The organism is Brevibacterium sp. LE-L (assembly GCF_050214925.1).
Classification (GTDB): Bacteria; Actinomycetota; Actinomycetes; order Actinomycetales; family Brevibacteriaceae; genus Brevibacterium.
This window is the reverse complement of the sequence record NZ_CP189759.1, coordinates 2,790,768-2,805,448: the sequence shown is the minus strand read 5'-3', so window position 1 is coordinate 2,805,448 and position 14,681 is coordinate 2,790,768. Positions and strand designations below refer to the sequence as shown.

Annotated in this window: 14 protein-coding genes and 1 pseudogene; 10 read left to right on the top strand and 5 right to left on the bottom strand. The window is 64.0% G+C overall.

Going from position 1 to position 14,681, the window contains the following annotated elements; all coding sequences use genetic code 11:
- Positions 1–6: 6 nt before the first annotated feature.
- Positions 7–615, bottom strand: a complete 609-nt coding sequence (locus ACQE2J_RS12685) for a TetR/AcrR family transcriptional regulator (RefSeq protein WP_426936419.1) — start codon at positions 613–615, stop codon at positions 7–9.
- Between the two features lie 164 nt (positions 616–779).
- Here ACQE2J_RS12685 and ACQE2J_RS12680 point away from each other — a divergent pair, with 164 nt between their 5' ends.
- The 3 genes from ACQE2J_RS12680 (at position 780) to ACQE2J_RS12670 (ending at position 4,695) form a co-directional block, all read left to right on the top strand.
- Positions 780–2,045, top strand: coding sequence for an FAD-dependent oxidoreductase (locus ACQE2J_RS12680; RefSeq protein ID WP_426936418.1), 1,266 nt, complete (start codon positions 780–782; stop codon positions 2,043–2,045).
- A 106-nt stretch (positions 2,046–2,151) separates the two neighbouring features.
- Complete coding sequence (locus ACQE2J_RS12675) at positions 2,152–3,630, top strand: amino acid permease (RefSeq protein WP_426936417.1); 1,479 nt, start codon at positions 2,152–2,154, stop codon at positions 3,628–3,630.
- Positions 3,631–3,735: 105 nt separating this feature from the next.
- The gene (locus ACQE2J_RS12670) at positions 3,736–4,695 is read left to right on the top strand and encodes an iron-siderophore ABC transporter substrate-binding protein (protein WP_426936416.1); all 960 of its coding nucleotides are present in this window, start codon (positions 3,736–3,738) and stop codon (positions 4,693–4,695) included.
- A gap of 21 nt (positions 4,696–4,716) precedes the next feature.
- Here ACQE2J_RS12670 and ACQE2J_RS12665 read toward each other — a convergent pair whose 3' ends face one another.
- Positions 4,717–5,175: an NUDIX hydrolase gene (locus ACQE2J_RS12665; protein ID WP_135807615.1), complete on the bottom strand. Its 459-nt coding sequence runs from the start codon at positions 5,173–5,175 to the stop codon at positions 4,717–4,719.
- Positions 5,176–5,265: 90 nt separating this feature from the next.
- Here ACQE2J_RS12665 and ACQE2J_RS12660 point away from each other — a divergent pair, with 90 nt between their 5' ends.
- The 6 genes from ACQE2J_RS12660 to ACQE2J_RS12635 all read left to right on the top strand — a co-directional run bounded on the left by ACQE2J_RS12660 (position 5,266) and on the right by ACQE2J_RS12635 (position 10,591).
- On the top strand, positions 5,266–6,054 hold the full coding sequence (locus ACQE2J_RS12660) for an alpha/beta fold hydrolase (RefSeq protein WP_426936415.1): 789 nt from the start codon (positions 5,266–5,268) through the stop codon (positions 6,052–6,054).
- Between the two features lie 72 nt (positions 6,055–6,126).
- Positions 6,127–7,035, top strand: a complete 909-nt coding sequence (locus ACQE2J_RS12655; protein WP_135807613.1) for a sulfurtransferase — start codon at positions 6,127–6,129, stop codon at positions 7,033–7,035.
- Positions 7,035–7,520 (top strand): SufE family protein, encoded by a 486-nt coding sequence (locus ACQE2J_RS12650; RefSeq protein WP_426936414.1) that lies wholly within the window; start codon positions 7,035–7,037, stop codon positions 7,518–7,520. Before ACQE2J_RS12655 ends, ACQE2J_RS12650 begins: the two co-directional genes overlap by 1 nt.
- Before the next feature lie 85 nt (positions 7,521–7,605).
- Complete coding sequence (locus ACQE2J_RS12645; RefSeq protein WP_135807611.1) at positions 7,606–8,673, top strand: iron chelate uptake ABC transporter family permease subunit; 1,068 nt, start codon at positions 7,606–7,608, stop codon at positions 8,671–8,673.
- 32 nt (positions 8,674–8,705) lie between these two features.
- Positions 8,706–9,773, top strand: a complete 1,068-nt coding sequence (locus ACQE2J_RS12640) for a FecCD family ABC transporter permease (protein ID WP_426937516.1) — start codon at positions 8,706–8,708, stop codon at positions 9,771–9,773.
- Positions 9,770–10,591, top strand: a complete 822-nt coding sequence (locus tag ACQE2J_RS12635; protein WP_135807610.1) for an ABC transporter ATP-binding protein — start codon at positions 9,770–9,772, stop codon at positions 10,589–10,591. The genes ACQE2J_RS12640 and ACQE2J_RS12635 overlap by 4 nt, the downstream gene beginning before the upstream one ends.
- 105 nt (positions 10,592–10,696) lie before the next feature.
- Here the strand turns inward: ACQE2J_RS12635 and ACQE2J_RS12630 are convergent.
- The 3 genes and pseudogenes from ACQE2J_RS12630 to ACQE2J_RS12620 form a co-directional block, all read right to left on the bottom strand.
- Positions 10,697–11,667 (bottom strand): annotated as a pseudogene (locus ACQE2J_RS12630) (DUF808 domain-containing protein).
- The gene (locus tag ACQE2J_RS12625; RefSeq protein ID WP_135807608.1) at positions 11,668–11,988 is read right to left on the bottom strand and encodes a hypothetical protein; all 321 of its coding nucleotides are present in this window, start codon (positions 11,986–11,988) and stop codon (positions 11,668–11,670) included. It lies immediately after the preceding pseudogene.
- Positions 11,985–12,464 (bottom strand): META domain-containing protein, encoded by a 480-nt coding sequence (locus ACQE2J_RS12620; RefSeq protein ID WP_426936413.1) that lies wholly within the window; start codon positions 12,462–12,464, stop codon positions 11,985–11,987. Before ACQE2J_RS12620 ends, ACQE2J_RS12625 begins: the two co-directional genes overlap by 4 nt.
- Before the next feature lie 246 nt (positions 12,465–12,710).
- Between ACQE2J_RS12620 and ACQE2J_RS12615 the strand changes: the two genes are divergently transcribed.
- Positions 12,711–14,681 carry an LPXTG cell wall anchor domain-containing protein gene (locus ACQE2J_RS12615; RefSeq protein ID WP_426936412.1) on the top strand — a complete coding sequence of 657 codons (1,971 nt, stop codon included), beginning with the start codon at positions 12,711–12,713 and terminating at the stop codon, positions 14,679–14,681.

Here is a 14,681-nt window from a genome sequence, read left to right as displayed (position 1 = left end):
ATCCGGTCAGGCACGCAGCAGCCGTGTGAGCAGCCGGAACTGATGGGCTGCAGCCGCTTCCGGGCCGACGGCGGCGCTGTCGCTCTCCGTCAGTTTCAGAGACCATTCGTCGAAGGTGCGTAAGAGCGAGAACACCGAGAGGGTTTGGAGTTCGAGCGGACACTCGACGTCGATCGACGCAGACTCACGTCCGGCAGTGAGCACTGCACGCACCCATTCTTCGACGCGGACAGCGAGTTCGCGGACAGTGCGATCATCCGAGTTCGCATAGACGATATGCCACAGCAGAGTGAGCTCCGGACTGTCTGGCCACGTTCGCACAACGTCGTCCCAGACCGAGCGCGCACGGTCCCAGAATCCGTCTCTGAAGCTGTCCGGAACCGGCGGAGTCCAGAAGCGACGGGCGGTCGCAGCGAGATCAGCGACGACAAGAGAGAAGAGGTCATCCTTCGAATCGACGACATGATAGAAGGAGCTCTTGCTCATCCCGCAGCTGGAGATGATGCGATTGAGCGATGCTTCCTCGAACGGCCGTGAGGCGAATTCACGAGCCGCGGCATCAATGAGAGCGGCTCGCCTCTCAGGGCGCATGCGCGCCAACGCAGTCTCGGACACGAAGTCAGTCTAGCAATGTCCGACCCATCTGTGGACCATGCGGTCCAGTCGGTGATACTGTGCTTGGACCAGGCGGTCCAGAAGCGGGGCCGTGCAGCGAATCGGCCCGAATCAGGAGTCCACGTATGATCACTGCGGCCACTGTCGACGACCAGCGGAGGGACGTGAGTCCAGAAGAGCCGCGCATCCTCATCGTCGGAGCCGGAATCGCCGGAATCACCCTGGCCCAGCTGCTCCGGGCCCGCGGTATGAATCCGGTTCTCATCGACCGCTCGGCCGATGCCGGTCGGATGATCGGTGACAACCGCGCCGGATACATGCTTGCCCTCATGCCCATGGTCGAACCGATCATCGACGAGCTCGATCGCCGGGAGGCGTACCTCGATGCCAGCGTCGGCATCAGCCGCTACATCGCACATGCGCACACCGGCAGAGTGCTCCGGCAGGACCACCTCGGTGATCTGCTGGCCGAATACGGCGACTATCGCGGAATCTCCCGCGCGGGCCTGCTCGGCGTACTCACCGCCGACGACTGCCCGATCGCCTTCGGCGCCACGGTGACCGGGCTGTCTGCTGACGGCACCACCGTGACCGTGGCTGGTGCGGACCGTGGCGACCGACGCCAGAGCCAGTCGTCAGACTTCGATTTCGATATCGTCGTCATCGCTGACGGAATGAACTCCCACACCCGTCGGCTTGTGATCGGCCAGCCCGACGCGGCCGACTCCGTCGAATCCTCGGTGGCGGATTCCGTGGATACGGCTTGGGGCGGGTGGGTCTGCTGGGCCGAGGCAGATGCCGATGACGACGCCGTCAATGAGATCTGGGGCGACGGGTTCTTCCTCGGCATATATCCGGTCAAAGGCGCCGTCGGAGTGTTTCTCGGCTGTCCCGATGCCCGGCAGTCGCTCGGCCCGCGGCGATTCGCAGCCGAGGTCCGCAGCCGCCTCACGGTGCTGACACCACGGATCGAGGCCTGCCTCACCGCGGTCGCAGAGACAGACGACGCCTTCTTCTGGCCGCTGCGCGATTCTCGGGTGCAGCGCTGGAGACGCGGTCGCACTGTTCTGCTCGGCGATGCTGCGGCAGGTTTCCTCCCTACGGCCGGGATCGGTGCCGGAATGGCGATGGAGTCGGCCGGGGTGCTCGCCGAAGAGCTCTCCGCCCTGGCCGCTGATTCCGGAACAGACTCACGTTCGGGCGGGCTCGCGGCAGTCGATGAGATCGAGACCGCGCTCGACCGCTTCGAAGCCCGTCAACGGCCGCGAGTCGAAGCCGCTCACGACAATTCCCGCGCCCTGGCCCGTCTGATGTTCGATCGGTCTCGCCTCTTCGCATTCGTCCGTGACCAGGCGTTCCGCATCATCAGCATCCGATCCGCACTCAAACCGATCCTCCGTCTGCTCGAATCCCCGCCTGAGAGAGTGTGACCCTCCTCCCAGACGTCTTTCCCATCGGCTGTGGAGGGCCGGGCGTGTGGTAGGAATGGCCAGGGTCCTCGTGCGCGGACCTTTCGAACCACGAACGAGGATGACCATGGGAATGCCAGCCGCCTCGGCGAGCGAAGAACGCCGACTCCGACGGGGACTGAAGTCTCGCCACCTGCAGATGATCGCCATCGGCGGTGCCATCGGCACCGGGCTCTTCCTCGGGTCCGGCGGCACGATCTCACAGGCCGGCCCCGGCGGTGCTCTGCTCGCCTACGCGGCGATCGGCATTATGGTCCTGTTCGTCATGCAGTCCCTCGGCGAGATGTCGACCCATCTGCCCGTGGCAGGATCGTTCCACACCTACGGGACAAAATACGTCAGCCCCTCGTTCGGCTTCGCCATGGGCTGGAACTATTGGTTCAACTGGGCGATCACCTTGGCCGCCGAACTCGTCGCCGCCGGTGTCATCATGTCCTTCTGGTTCCCCGACGTTCCGTCGTGGATCTGGGCTGCGGTCTTCCTCGTCCTCCTCTCCGGGCTGAACTTCCTGTCCGCGAAGGCCTTTGGCGAAGGGGAGTTCTGGTTCGCCGCCATCAAGGTCACAGCGGTGCTGGCGTTCCTCGTCCTCGGCGTGCTCATGATCGTCGGCATCCTCGGCGGAACCTCACCCGGACTGAGCAACTGGACGACCGGCGAGGCCCCGTTCGCCGGTGGGTGGATGTCGGTCATCAGCGTGTTCATGATCGCCGGATTCTCGTTCCAGGGAACCGAACTCGTCGGCGTCACCGCAGGGGAGTCGGAGAACCCTCGCAAGGACATGCCGCGAGCCATCCGCACGGTGTTCTGGCGCATCATGCTCTTCTACATCGGAGCCATCGCCGTCATCGGCTTCCTCCTGCCCTACACCGACCCCTCCCTGCTGGCCTCGGCGAACAACGAAGACGTCACGGCCTCACCATTCACCCTCGTCTTCGAACGCGCGGGGATCGCTGTGGCCGCCGGAATGATGAACGCCGTCATCCTCACCGCCATCCTCTCGGCCGGCAACTCCGGCCTCTACGCCTCCACCCGCATGCTCTACGCCATGGCCGAAGAAGGAACCGCGCCGAGGCTGTTCGCCCGACTCAACGAACGCGGAGTGCCTGTCATGGCGCTGCTGGCCACCGCGATGATCGGTCTGTTCGGATTCCTCACTGAGATCATGGGCGACGGTGGTGCCTATACCTGGCTGATGAACGTCTCCGGTCTCTCCGGCTTCATCGTCTGGGTCGGCATCGCGTGGTGTCACTTCCGGTTCCGCCGCGCCTATGTCCGGCAGGGACGTGCTGTCGCGGACCTGCCGTACCGGGCACCGCTGTTCCCGATCGGTCCGATCATCGCGCTCATCATGCTCGTCGTCGTCATCATCGGCCAGAATGTGCAGGCCATCGTCAACGGTCAGCTGCTCCAGGTCGCCAGTGCCTATGCCGGGCTTCCGGCATTCCTGCTGCTGTGGGTCATCCACCGCATCGTCACCGGCCGAGACTCTCGCATGGTCGGATTGGACGAGATGGACATCGAAGGTCTGGAGATCAAGGCGTCCTGAATCACGACGCGGGGGTTCTGCGGCGGGGGGAGAGTCGAGTGCAATCACCTGCATGATGATGGGTTAAGCTAGGCTCGCCTAATACTTCAAGAAGGACTCCCTCCCATGCGCAGAATTCTTGCTCCACTGTTCGCCTCTGTTCTCGTTCTCGCCGGCTGCGGCGGAGGAGGATCGGACTCAGCAGACTCCGCCTCCGGTCCCACGGTGGACACCAAATTCGGTGCCATCGAGGTGCCCGCCGACCCGCAGAAGGTCGTCGCGCTCGGGTGGGGTGACGCCGAGACCGCCCTGGCGCTGGGCGTCCAGCCCGTCGGTGCTTCGGACTGGGTGGAGTTCGGCGGCAAGGGCGTCGGCCCCTGGGCCGAAGACCTCTATGACCAGGACCCGGAGATCATCGCGACAATGGAACCCGACTACGAGGCGATCGCCGCACTCGAACCCGACCTCATCCTCGACACGAACAGCTCGGGAGAGCAGAAGCGCTACGATCGTCTGTCCGAGATCGCTCCGACCGTCGGCGTTCCCGAAGGCGGCGACAACTACCTGACGACGATGGAGCAGCAGGTCGATCTCGTCTCCCAAGCGCTGGATAAGGACGACGACGGGAAGAAGCTGCTCGACGATCTCGATCAGACGTTCGAAGATGCGGCGGAGGCTCATCCCGAGTTCGAAGGCAAGACCGCCACGGTTGCTGCGAAGACTGCGGACGGGTGGGGCGCGTATGTCGAGAAGTCGAGCCGGGTGGAGGTCATGGAGCGACTCGGCTTCACTCAGTCACCGAAGATCGATGAGAGCGAGGCCGAAGGATTCTCCGTCCCGGTCTCCGAGGAGAACCTCAAGACCCTCGACGCCGATGTGCTGCTGACGTTCCCGATCTACGTCCCCGATTCCGACGTCACCGACGATGAGGGCTTTGAGCGCATCCCCGCCGTCAAGGACGGTCGCTCCCTCGTCTTCACCGACGACATGGACGACCTGCGGATGGCGTTCTCGCTCAACTCCATCCTCTCAGCGAAGTACGCGGCCGAACACCTGCCTGACGAACTCGAGAAGATCGTCAAGTAGCCGTCCTACCGCGATTGCCGACTACGACGCGGCACGCCGCGCATCGAGACCGACGTCGATGATGCGGGCGTGCCGCACATCTGTCAGCGAGTCGATCGGCAGCCACTCGGCCCGGTCCGTCGTCCCGTCGACCTCGAGCGTGCCCAGCGTGCCGCCGGTGACCCGAGCCTCGTAGACGACGCGCACTCCTTTGAAGGGGCGAGAGGTCGAATCGCCGAACACCGGATTGCGTCGTGATTCGGTGAAGGAGTGGGTGGTCAGGGGGCGGACAAGCTCAGCGTCGTAGCCGGTCTCCTCTCTGATCTCCCGAATCGTGCCCGCTTCGATGCTCTCGTCGAATTCGATTCCGCCGCCGGGCAGCGTCCAGATCGCGTGCAGGCGGTCCCTCCCGCCGTTGAACCAGCTGAGGAGGATTTCGTCGTCGTCATTGACGATGACCGCGTAGCCGGCAAGTCGAGTGTCATATTCGGAGAAGTGCATGCCCTCACCCTACCGGTGCGGGATCCCTCGGGTACGGAAGTCTGCGCGGGAGGCCGACCGGATAGGAGACCGACGGGATAGGCTGGAGACGTGACCACCATCAACAGCACTCGCATCGGTGATTCCGGGCGCCTGGTCGTCTTCCTGCACGGATTGTTCGGCCGAGGCAAGAACTTCACCCGCATCGCCAAGGACATCGAGCCCGAATTCTCCAGCCTCCTCGTCGACCTGCCCAACCACGGCGACTCCGAATGGACCGAGACCTTCGACTACGTCGAGCTCGCCGATGCCGTTGCGAACCATATCGCCGAGGCGGTCGGTCCTGATGAACAGCCGGTGCACCTGGTCGGGCATTCCCTGGGCGGAAAGGTCGCCATGGTGCTCGCCCTGCGCCACCCGAGCCTGATCGACCGCCTCGTCGTCGTCGACATCGGCCCCAACGCCGGCGGCTCGACCGGCGTATTCGATCATCTCCTCTCCAGCCTGGCCGCCCTCGATCTCGAACAGATCGAATCGCGCGCCGACGCCGATGCGGCGCTTCAGGAGCCGATCCCCGAAGCCGCGATCAGAGGATTCCTGCTGCAGAACCTGCGCCCCACCTCGGCGGGGTATTCCTGGCAGCCCAACCTCACACTCCTGCATTCGAGCCTCGATATCATCGGGGATTTCCCGGAGATGGGTGATTCCGTCTTCGACCACCCCGTCCTGTGGGTCGCCGGCGAGAAGTCGGACTACGTCAGCCGTGACGACCTGCCGCAGATGCGCGGCCTGTTCCCACGCACCACCCTTCTCACCGTCAAAGGCTCGGGCCACTGGGTGCATTCGGAGAAGCCGCAGGCGTTCGTCTCAGCCTTGACGGCATTCCTCAGCCGACCCTGAAAAGGAATATGCTGAACGCGCTCGGCGTTGCCATGTCGAGCACAACTAGTCACCAACCCTGAGGAGGAATGCGTGAGCACTTCGATCCCGGCCGATCCCGCACCGAAGTTCGCCGAATACGCGGACGGAACCCGACTGGTCAGCACCGACTGGGTGGCTGAGCATGCAGGCGATCCCGGACTCGTCATCGTCGAAAGCGACGAAGACGTGCTGCTCTACGAGACCGGGCACATTCCCGGAGCAGTCAAGGTCGATTGGCACACCGAACTCAACGACCCCGTGACCCGTGACTACGTCGACGGCGAAGGATTCGCCGCACTCATGTCCGCCAAGGGCATCTCCCGCGATGACACCATCGTCGTCTATGGCGACAAGTCCAACTGGTGGGCCGCCTACGCACTGTGGGTCTTCACCCTCTTCGGTCACGAAGACGTCCGCCTGATGGACGGCGGACGTGCGAAATGGCAGGCCGAAGGCCGAGAGATGACCACCGAGAAGCCGAGGCCCGAACCCACCGAATACCCCGTCGTCGAACGCGACGATTCAGTCATCCGCGCTTTTCTGTCCGACGTCCGGGACAGCCTCGGCGAACTGCCGCTCATCGATGTGCGCAGCCTCGAAGAATACACCGGCGAACGCACCCACATGCCCGCCTATCCGGAGGAAGGCGCACTGCGCGGCGGCCATATCCCCGGTGCGAAGTCGATGCCCTGGGGCAAGGCGGCCAACGAGGACGGCACCTTCAAGTCCGCAGCCGAACTCAAGGAGCTCTACACCGAGCAGGCCGGACTGGGCACCAGCGACGAGGTGATCGCCTACTGCCGCATCGGTGAGCGCTCCAGCCACACATGGTTCGTCCTCAAGCACCTGCTCGGCTACGAAAATGTACGCAACTACGACGGCTCCTGGACCGAATGGGGCAACGTCGTGGCCGTGCCGATCGTCACCGGAGCCGAGCCCGGAGAGGTGCCCGGGCGCTGATGACTGAGGCCACCACACCCACAACCGATGACCTGCCGGAGGCGCTGGCGGAGATCGTGGTCGATTTCGCCGAAACCTCGGCCGATGACCGTCTGCAGGTGCTGCTGGAGTTCGCGACCGACCTTCCGGACCTGCCCGCGAAGTACACGGATCATCCCGAACTGCTCGAGCCTGTGCCCGAATGCCAGTCGCCGATCTTCCTCGTCACCGAGGTGGCCGACCCCGAGGCGGGGGAGCAGGCTGAGGTGCGCCTGCACTTCTCTGCGCCCCCGGAGGCACCGACGACGCGCGGATTCGCCGGTATCCTCCACGAAGGGCTCGACGGAGCCAGCGCCGAGGCGATCCTGTCGGTGCCCGCCGACCTGCCGCTGCGTCTGTCGATGTCGGAGGTCGTCAGTCCGCTGCGGCTGCGCGGAATGAGCGGAATGCTCTCACGCATCCAGCGACAGGTCTCCGAAAGGATCGGCAAGATCACAGGCAGCTGATCCCTCCAGCGCTTGGCTGTCATCGGGGAGTGCGTTACAGTGTGGTTAGCCTGACCTTAGTGAGCCACTCGAAGGACCGACCCCGATGACAGCATCCGCCACACTCTCCTCGGCGAAGGAGGAAGCGGATGCCGGACGTACCACCGGTCGGGCTCTGCTGATCAAACGCACCACGGGACTGATCGCGGCAGTGCTCGCTCTCGTCGTCGTGGTGCTGGCCTCCCTGGCCATCGGTGCCAGGGACATGCCCGTCTCCGAGGTGCTCGACGCCTTCTTCGCTCCGACCGGCAGCGATGACCAACTCGTCGTCCTCGAACTCCGTCTGCCCCGGACCGTGCTGGGCATCCTCGTCGGCATGGGCCTGGGGCTTGCCGGCGGGCTCATCCAGGCACTGACGCGCAACCCGCTGGCCGATCCCGGAATCCTCGGAGTCAACGCCGGTGCCTCCTTCGCGGTGACGATCGGCATCGGCTTCTTCGGCATCACCTCGATCAACGGCTACATCTGGTTCGCCTTCGTCGGTGCCTTCCTCACCACCGTCGGGGTCTACATCATCGGCTCGTCCGGGCGCACCCGCACCGTCGACCCGATTCGACTGACTCTGGCCGGAGTGGCCATGGCCGCCGTGCTGACAGGACTGACGAAGGGGATCCTGCTCACGAACGAACGGGCCTTCGACTCCTTCCGCTCCTGGGACGTCGGCGCGATCGCCGGTCGTGACTTCGACGCGGTCACCGCGGTGCTGCCCTTCATCGCCGTCGGCACGGTGCTGGCTCTGGCACTGGCCCATTCGCTCAACGCCGTCGCACTCGGCGACGACCTCGCTGCGAGCCTCGGCACCTCGGTCAACCGCACTCGAATCCTCTCGATCCTCGCGGTGACGCTGCTGGCCGGCGCCGCGACCGCCGCAGCCGGGCCGATCGGCTTCATCGGACTGATGATCCCGCACATCGCCCGCTGGATCGTCGGACCCGATCAACGGTGGATCCTCGCCTACTCCGTTCTCCTCTCACCCATCCTCCTCCTGGCCTCAGACGTCATCGGGCGTGTGGTGATGAAACCCGGAGAGCTGCAGGTCGGTGTCGTCACGGCCTTCGTCGGAGCCCCCGTCCTGATTGCGCTCGTACGCCGAAAGAAGGCCAGCGGACTGTGAAGACTGCACCGACCCGACTCGAATCGACCGAGATGAACATCGACCGGTCCGTGCTTCCCGGGGAGAAGATCGACTTCGGACGGCCGATGCTGCGCATCTTCGGCCAGCGCATCGACATGTGCGTCGTTCTGACCGTCGGCATCGTCACGCTCCTGGCGCTGGCCTGCGGTTTCGCCGCACTCATGCTCGGCAAGTTCTCGCTCACCCCAGCCGAAGTGTTCCAGGGCCTGTTCGGTCAGGCCGAGAGACGCATCGTCAACACCGTCGTCGGAGAATGGCGCGCTCCGCGGATCATCGCCGGCATCGTGCTCGGAGCAGGGCTGGGGGTATCGGGAGCGGTGTTCCAGTCGCTGACCCGCAACCCGCTGGGAAGCCCCGACATCATCGGTTTCTCCACCGGCGCCTACACCGGCGGAATCGTCACCATCATCGTCTTCGGCGCAGGCTATGTGTCCACGGCGTTCGGTGCGATCATCGGCGGCATCCTCACCGCCGTCGTCGTCTACCTGCTGACGTGGAAGGGCGGAGTCCAAGGCTTCCGACTCATCATCGTCGGCATTGCGCTGACGGCCATGCTCAACGCGTTCAACACCTGGCTGATCCTGCGCGCGGACCTCGAACTCGCGATGGCCGCAGCGACCTGGGGAGCCGGGTCTCTCAACGGCATGGGTTGGTCGACGATCACCCCCGCAGCGGTCGCCACGATCGTCCTCTGTCTGGGCTGCGGGATCTTCGCCCGTGACCTGCACACCATGGAATTGGGAGACGATACGGCGAAGGCGCTGGGAGTGAGGAACGAACCGGTGCGCGCAGCACTCATCGTCGTCGCCGTCGCCCTCGTGGCAGTGGTCACCGCCGCCGCCGGACCGATCGCCTTCGTCGCCTTGGCGGCCCCGCAGATCGGGCGACGGATCGCTCGCGCCCAGGGCACCAGTCTGCTCGCCTCCGCAGCTGTCGGAGCGCTGCTGCTGGTCGGGGCCGATCTCATCGCTCAGCATGCCCTCGGCGACATCCAGCTGCCCGTCGGAGTCGTCACCGTCAGCATCGGCGGCATCTATCTCATCTGGCTCCTCATCCAAGAAGCTCGGAAGGCACAATGAGCACATCCACAACCTCTCCGTCACCGCTGGTCGCGCGGAATCTCGATCTGTCCTATGACCATCGACAGGTCGTCCGCGACCTCGACGTGTCGATTCCCGACGGCAAGTTCACCGTCATCGTCGGCCCGAACGCCTGCGGAAAGTCGACCCTGCTGCGAGCCCTGGCCAGACTCCTGCCTCCGGCTAAGGGATCGGTCCTGCTCGACGGGACGGACATCGCGAAGATGAAGACGAAGAGCATCGCTCGCCGCCTGGGTCTGCTGCCGCAGAGTTCGATCGCGCCCGAAGGCATCACTGTCGGCGAACTCGTCGCCCGCGGCCGGCACCCGCATCAGTCGTTCCTCAGACAGTGGACCGACACAGACGAGGCCGCAGTGCTCACCGCACTGCGGGCGACGAACACCGAGGAACTCTCGTCCCGGCAGGTCGACGAACTCTCCGGCGGTCAGCGTCAGCGGGTGTGGGTGGCCATGGTGTTGGCGCAGGAGACCTCGCTGCTGCTCCTCGACGAACCGACGACGTTCCTCGACGTCGCCTTCCAGATCGAACTGCTCGACCTGTTCTCACAGCTGAACAACGAATACGGGCACACGATGGTCGCGGTCCTCCACGACCTCAACCAAGCGTGCCGCTATGCCGATGAGATCATTGCGATGAAGAACGGTGCAATCGTCGCTCAGGGGCCGCCGGAGAAGATCATCACCTCGGACCTCGTCCAGAAGGTGTTCGGCATCGAGTGCACGGTCATCGACGATCCGGTCACGGATGCTCCGATGATCGTGGCAGGAGCACCGAAGAAGACCTTCTCCCAACGCTGACGCGCCTGTTCAGGAGCAGCAGACTCAGAAAGGCTCAGCGACACGATGAAGGACGGGCTCGAAGCCGTCGGCGCCGACGAGCGGATACGAACAGATTGCGCCCGCCTATGAAGCAGCGGCGTCCTTGTTCCCTGGCTTCGTCGCAAGCGCCTTGGCTCCGACGATGACAGCGACGACGATGCCTCCCCAGATCGCGCCGAGGATGAAGGAGAAGAACGTATTGACCAGCCAGCCGAGGAATCCGCCGACGGCCGCGATTGCGGCGACGGGTTCTTCGAGGTGGTGGACGAAGCCGTAGAGGGCGTGGAAGCCGAGTTCATCGGTGCCGACGAGGATGATGTGGCCGCCGACCCACAGCATTGCGAAGGTGCCGACGACGGAGAGCAGCGCGAGCAGCTTCGGCATGGCTCCGACGAGAACCGACCGAACTTCTGCTGTCCGGGGGAATCCTTCTTCGCCATATGCAGACCGATGTCATCCATCTTCACGATGAGCGCGACGACACCGTAGACACCGACGGTGATCGCAATGCCGACGACGGCGAGGATGACCGCGCGACTGGTCAGGGACTCACCGGCCACCTCGTTGAGGGCGATGACCATGATCTCGCAGCTGAGGACGAAGTCGGTGGTGATGGCTGAACGAACGACCTTCTTCTCCGCTGCCGCACCATCGGTCGGCTCATCCGCGGCGGGAGTCTCCTTCTCATGGTGGGCAATCCACCCGAGCTTCTCACCGATCTTCTCGGCACCCTCAAAGCACAGATAGGTGCCGCCGACCATGAGCAGCGGGGTCAGCAGCCAGGGCAGGAACTGGCTGAGCAGCAGGATGACCGGCAAGATGATGACGAGCTTGTTGAAGAGCGAGCCCACAGCGATGCGCTGGATGATCGGCAGCTCACGTTTCGGATTCACTCCTTCGACGAACTTCGGCGTCACCGCCGCATCATCGATGACGACGCCCGCAGCCTTGGCGCCGGCTCGTGACGCACCGGCAGCGACATCGTCGAGGCTGGCAGCCGAGAGCTTGACGATCGCGGCGACGTCGTCAAGGAGTGCGATCAGACCCCCGGCCATCTACCGAGCGCCGAGCGTTTCAGTGGTGCCCGGCGGCTGACGATGGAGATCGCCGAGGTGGTTCTCTGCGGCGTCGAAGAGTCGCAGACGGTCACCGTCGGGTTCGACCCGCCTGGCTTTGGGGACCCACGTGAGCATTCCGGGAGCGGCTTTGAGCGTCATGATCGAGGATCTGATCATGTATCCTTCCGGCTCGGCCGACCATGAGGTCACGAGGTTGTTGGCGCCGTCGCTGCCGCGCAGTGACCCGTTCTCGGAGAACTCGAGGAATGCTCGTTCGTTCGTCTCAGCCACCCAGCGGCCGATGAGTTCCTGTGTCATTTGTCTTCCTTCTCCAGTCCGCCGATGACTTCTCCGTTGCTGTCTTTGACTTTCATGACGTCGCCTTCGATGGCGGCTGTCGACGCCTTGCTCAACCAGGTGTCGACGCCTGCGCACGCCTTCTGAGTCGACATGAAGGAATCGATGACGATCTCGTCGCCTTCGACTTTCCAGCTGGTGACGATCGCATTGCAGCCGTCAGAACCTTCGAGCGAACCGTCTTCAGCGAATTCGAGGAAGGGGTCACCCTTTTCCGGTGAGGTCCATTTGCCGGTCGGGTCAGGCTCGGAGGCCTCTTCGCTGGGGGACGTGGTTTCGGTGGATTCGGTGGGTGAGGCGGAGCTCGGGCTCCGTGGGTCGATGCCGGTGTCGCAGGCTGCCAAGGGCAGTGTGAGGGCGAGGGCGGCGAGTCCGAGCGCGAGCCTCGATGCGGGTGTCGCAGCGGTCAGGGCGCGAAGCAGTGTGTGGTTCGGCATGCCCCTGATCATAACGGCACCGTTTCCGAGGCCCCTGGAAGAACACAGGACGGCTTGTGAGCCTCGACTTCTGTAAGTTGTGTTCACCTGCGACTCTGATGGTTTTTGCCATGTGTCGTGATCAAACCGTAATCTTTCACACGGTTGGAAATCTGACACCAGAGACATGAACCGCCGAATCGTGGTGAAGCGTGTTGAAGGGGTCGGGCAATCGAAGCATCGACAACGATCAAGGGAATCAACCTTATGCAGAAGAAACTCGTGCAGAGTTCGCTGGCAATCAGCGCCGCAGCGGCGCTGGGCCTGAGCGGCGCGCTCGTTGCCTCGCCGGCGATGGCCGACAACGCTCCGCAGAAGCTGGACCTCCAGAGTGAAGCTCACGTCCAGAAGGCTCTGTCCGGAGTCGAGGGCGTCAACGCCTACGGCACCGAGGGCGGCGAGCTCAGCATCGGCGTTGCCAAGAAGACCGACGAGATCAAGAAGCTCGAAAAGCAGTACCAGAACATCAAGGTCACCGAGGGCATCAAGGAACTGAAGCCTTACGCGAAGAATGACCTCGTCGGCGGCGCCGGCTACCTCGTCAAGGCTGGCGAGAGCGGCGGAGCCTGCTCGACCGGTTTCTCCGGCTGGGACGGAGACGGCAAGCCCGTCGTCCTGACTGCCGGACACTGCTCGAAGATCATCAACGAACAGACCAATGACTTCGACGGTGACACCACTGTCGATCAGACCGAGAAGCCTTCGACCTCTGAAGCCAACGGTGGAGAAGGATTCCAGGCTTCCGGCGACGGCGTCATCGGCAAGTGGGGCTTCCACAACTTCGGCGGTGACCTGCTCGAGGGCGCCGATCAGGACAAGTGGCCCGAGCCCAGTGAGTCGGACATCGACTTCGCCGTGATCAATGTCGACGAGTCGAAGTACAACGTCAAGAACGGCATCACCGATTGGTCCACAGCCGATGACGACGATCTGGCCAAGTCGACGACCGAGATCACCGAGGTCGGCGAACACAAGGAAGGTGCGATCAACAAGTCGGGTCGCACCACCGGTAAGACCGACGGCGAAGTTCTGCCGCGCTCGGAGTACGACTTCGACTACCAGAACGTCGGCGGCCGTTGGGTCCACGGATTCGGCGTGACCTCGCCGATCGACAAGCCCTTCTCGCAGCCGGGCGACTCCGGTGGCGGCGTGTACCAGGGCAAGACGGCCGTCGGTGTCATCTCCGGTGGCGGCGACCTCGACGCGAACACCTCGTTCACCTGGGTGGCTGACCTGGATCACTCGCTCGAGGAGTCCGGCACGGACTTCAACCTCGAGAAGCCGGGCGAGGAGACCCCCGAGGCTCCCGCCGCTCCGAAGGCCGAAGACCAGACCATCGAGCCCGAAGGCAAGATCAAGGGCAAGGCCGAGGCCGGCGCCGAGGTCGAGGTGAAGTGGGAAGCCGCTTCGGCTGCTGACGGCGAAAAGGAAAACCAGGCCGACCCTCAGGCCGATGAAAGCGGTTCGGAGACAGTCAAGGCCGACAAGGACGGAAACTTCTCCGTCGAAGGGCCCAAGGCAGAGGGTGACTACGACTTCACTGCGACTGCGTCCGTTGACGGCGAAAAGTCCGAGGAGACCGAGTTCTCTGTGACCGTTGAGAAGGACGAGTCCGAGACACCCGCTCCTGTCGAGCGCGAGATCAGCATCGATCCCAAGCAGATCGCGGCTTCCGACTTCGTGAAGGAAGACAACGGCGTGACGATCACGGTCAAGGGCTTCGACGAGGGTGAGAAAGTCACCCTCGAAGTCGCCAGCGGACCCGAGGGTGTCGAAGGCATCGAGCTGGAAGAGACCGCCAACGAGAACGGCGCTGCCGCATTCTCCATCTACGGCACCAGCGCCGAGAACCCCGAGGCCTACCTCGGTAAGTACGACGTCGAGGTCGCCGGCGCCAACGACACCGAGGATGAGTCGGCACTGACCGGTTCGTTCGAGGTTGTTGCTGACGAAGACGGCTCCGGTGGCGGAACCGGTGGCGACGATGACGGCAACAACGACGACGGCAATGCCGACGGCGGAGCCGGCGAAGGAAATGACGATGACGGAAACGGTGACGGTGGCTCTGATCTGCCTCGCACCGGTGCCGAGCTGACCGGCCTTGCTGCCGGCGCCGGACTGCTCCTCGTGGGCGGAACCGCAATCGTTCTGACGATGCGTCGCAAGAACAACAACTGA

What these genes read in the sequence shown, in the direction of transcription:
- ACQE2J_RS12675 (WP_426936417.1), top strand. Translation starts at nt 2,152, where the DNA reads ATGGGAATGCCAGCCGCCTCGGCGAGCGAAGAACGCCGACTCCGACGG.
- ACQE2J_RS12670 (WP_426936416.1), top strand. Translation starts at nt 3,736, where the DNA reads ATGCGCAGAATTCTTGCTCCACTGTTCGCCTCTGTTCTCGTTCTCGCC.
- ACQE2J_RS12665 (WP_135807615.1), bottom strand. Translation starts at nt 5,175, where the DNA reads ATGCACTTCTCCGAATATGACACTCGACTTGCCGGCTACGCGGTCATC.
- ACQE2J_RS12650 (WP_426936414.1), top strand. Translation starts at nt 7,035, where the DNA reads ATGACTGAGGCCACCACACCCACAACCGATGACCTGCCGGAGGCGCTG.
- ACQE2J_RS12645 (WP_135807611.1), top strand. Translation starts at nt 7,606, where the DNA reads ATGACAGCATCCGCCACACTCTCCTCGGCGAAGGAGGAAGCGGATGCC.
- ACQE2J_RS12640 (WP_426937516.1), top strand. Translation starts at nt 8,706, where the DNA reads ATGAACATCGACCGGTCCGTGCTTCCCGGGGAGAAGATCGACTTCGGA.
- ACQE2J_RS12635 (WP_135807610.1), top strand. Translation starts at nt 9,770, where the DNA reads ATGAGCACATCCACAACCTCTCCGTCACCGCTGGTCGCGCGGAATCTC.
- ACQE2J_RS12625 (WP_135807608.1), bottom strand. Translation starts at nt 11,988, where the DNA reads ATGACACAGGAACTCATCGGCCGCTGGGTGGCTGAGACGAACGAACGA.
- ACQE2J_RS12620 (WP_426936413.1), bottom strand. Translation starts at nt 12,464, where the DNA reads ATGCCGAACCACACACTGCTTCGCGCCCTGACCGCTGCGACACCCGCA.
- ACQE2J_RS12615 (WP_426936412.1), top strand. Translation starts at nt 12,711, where the DNA reads ATGCAGAAGAAACTCGTGCAGAGTTCGCTGGCAATCAGCGCCGCAGCG.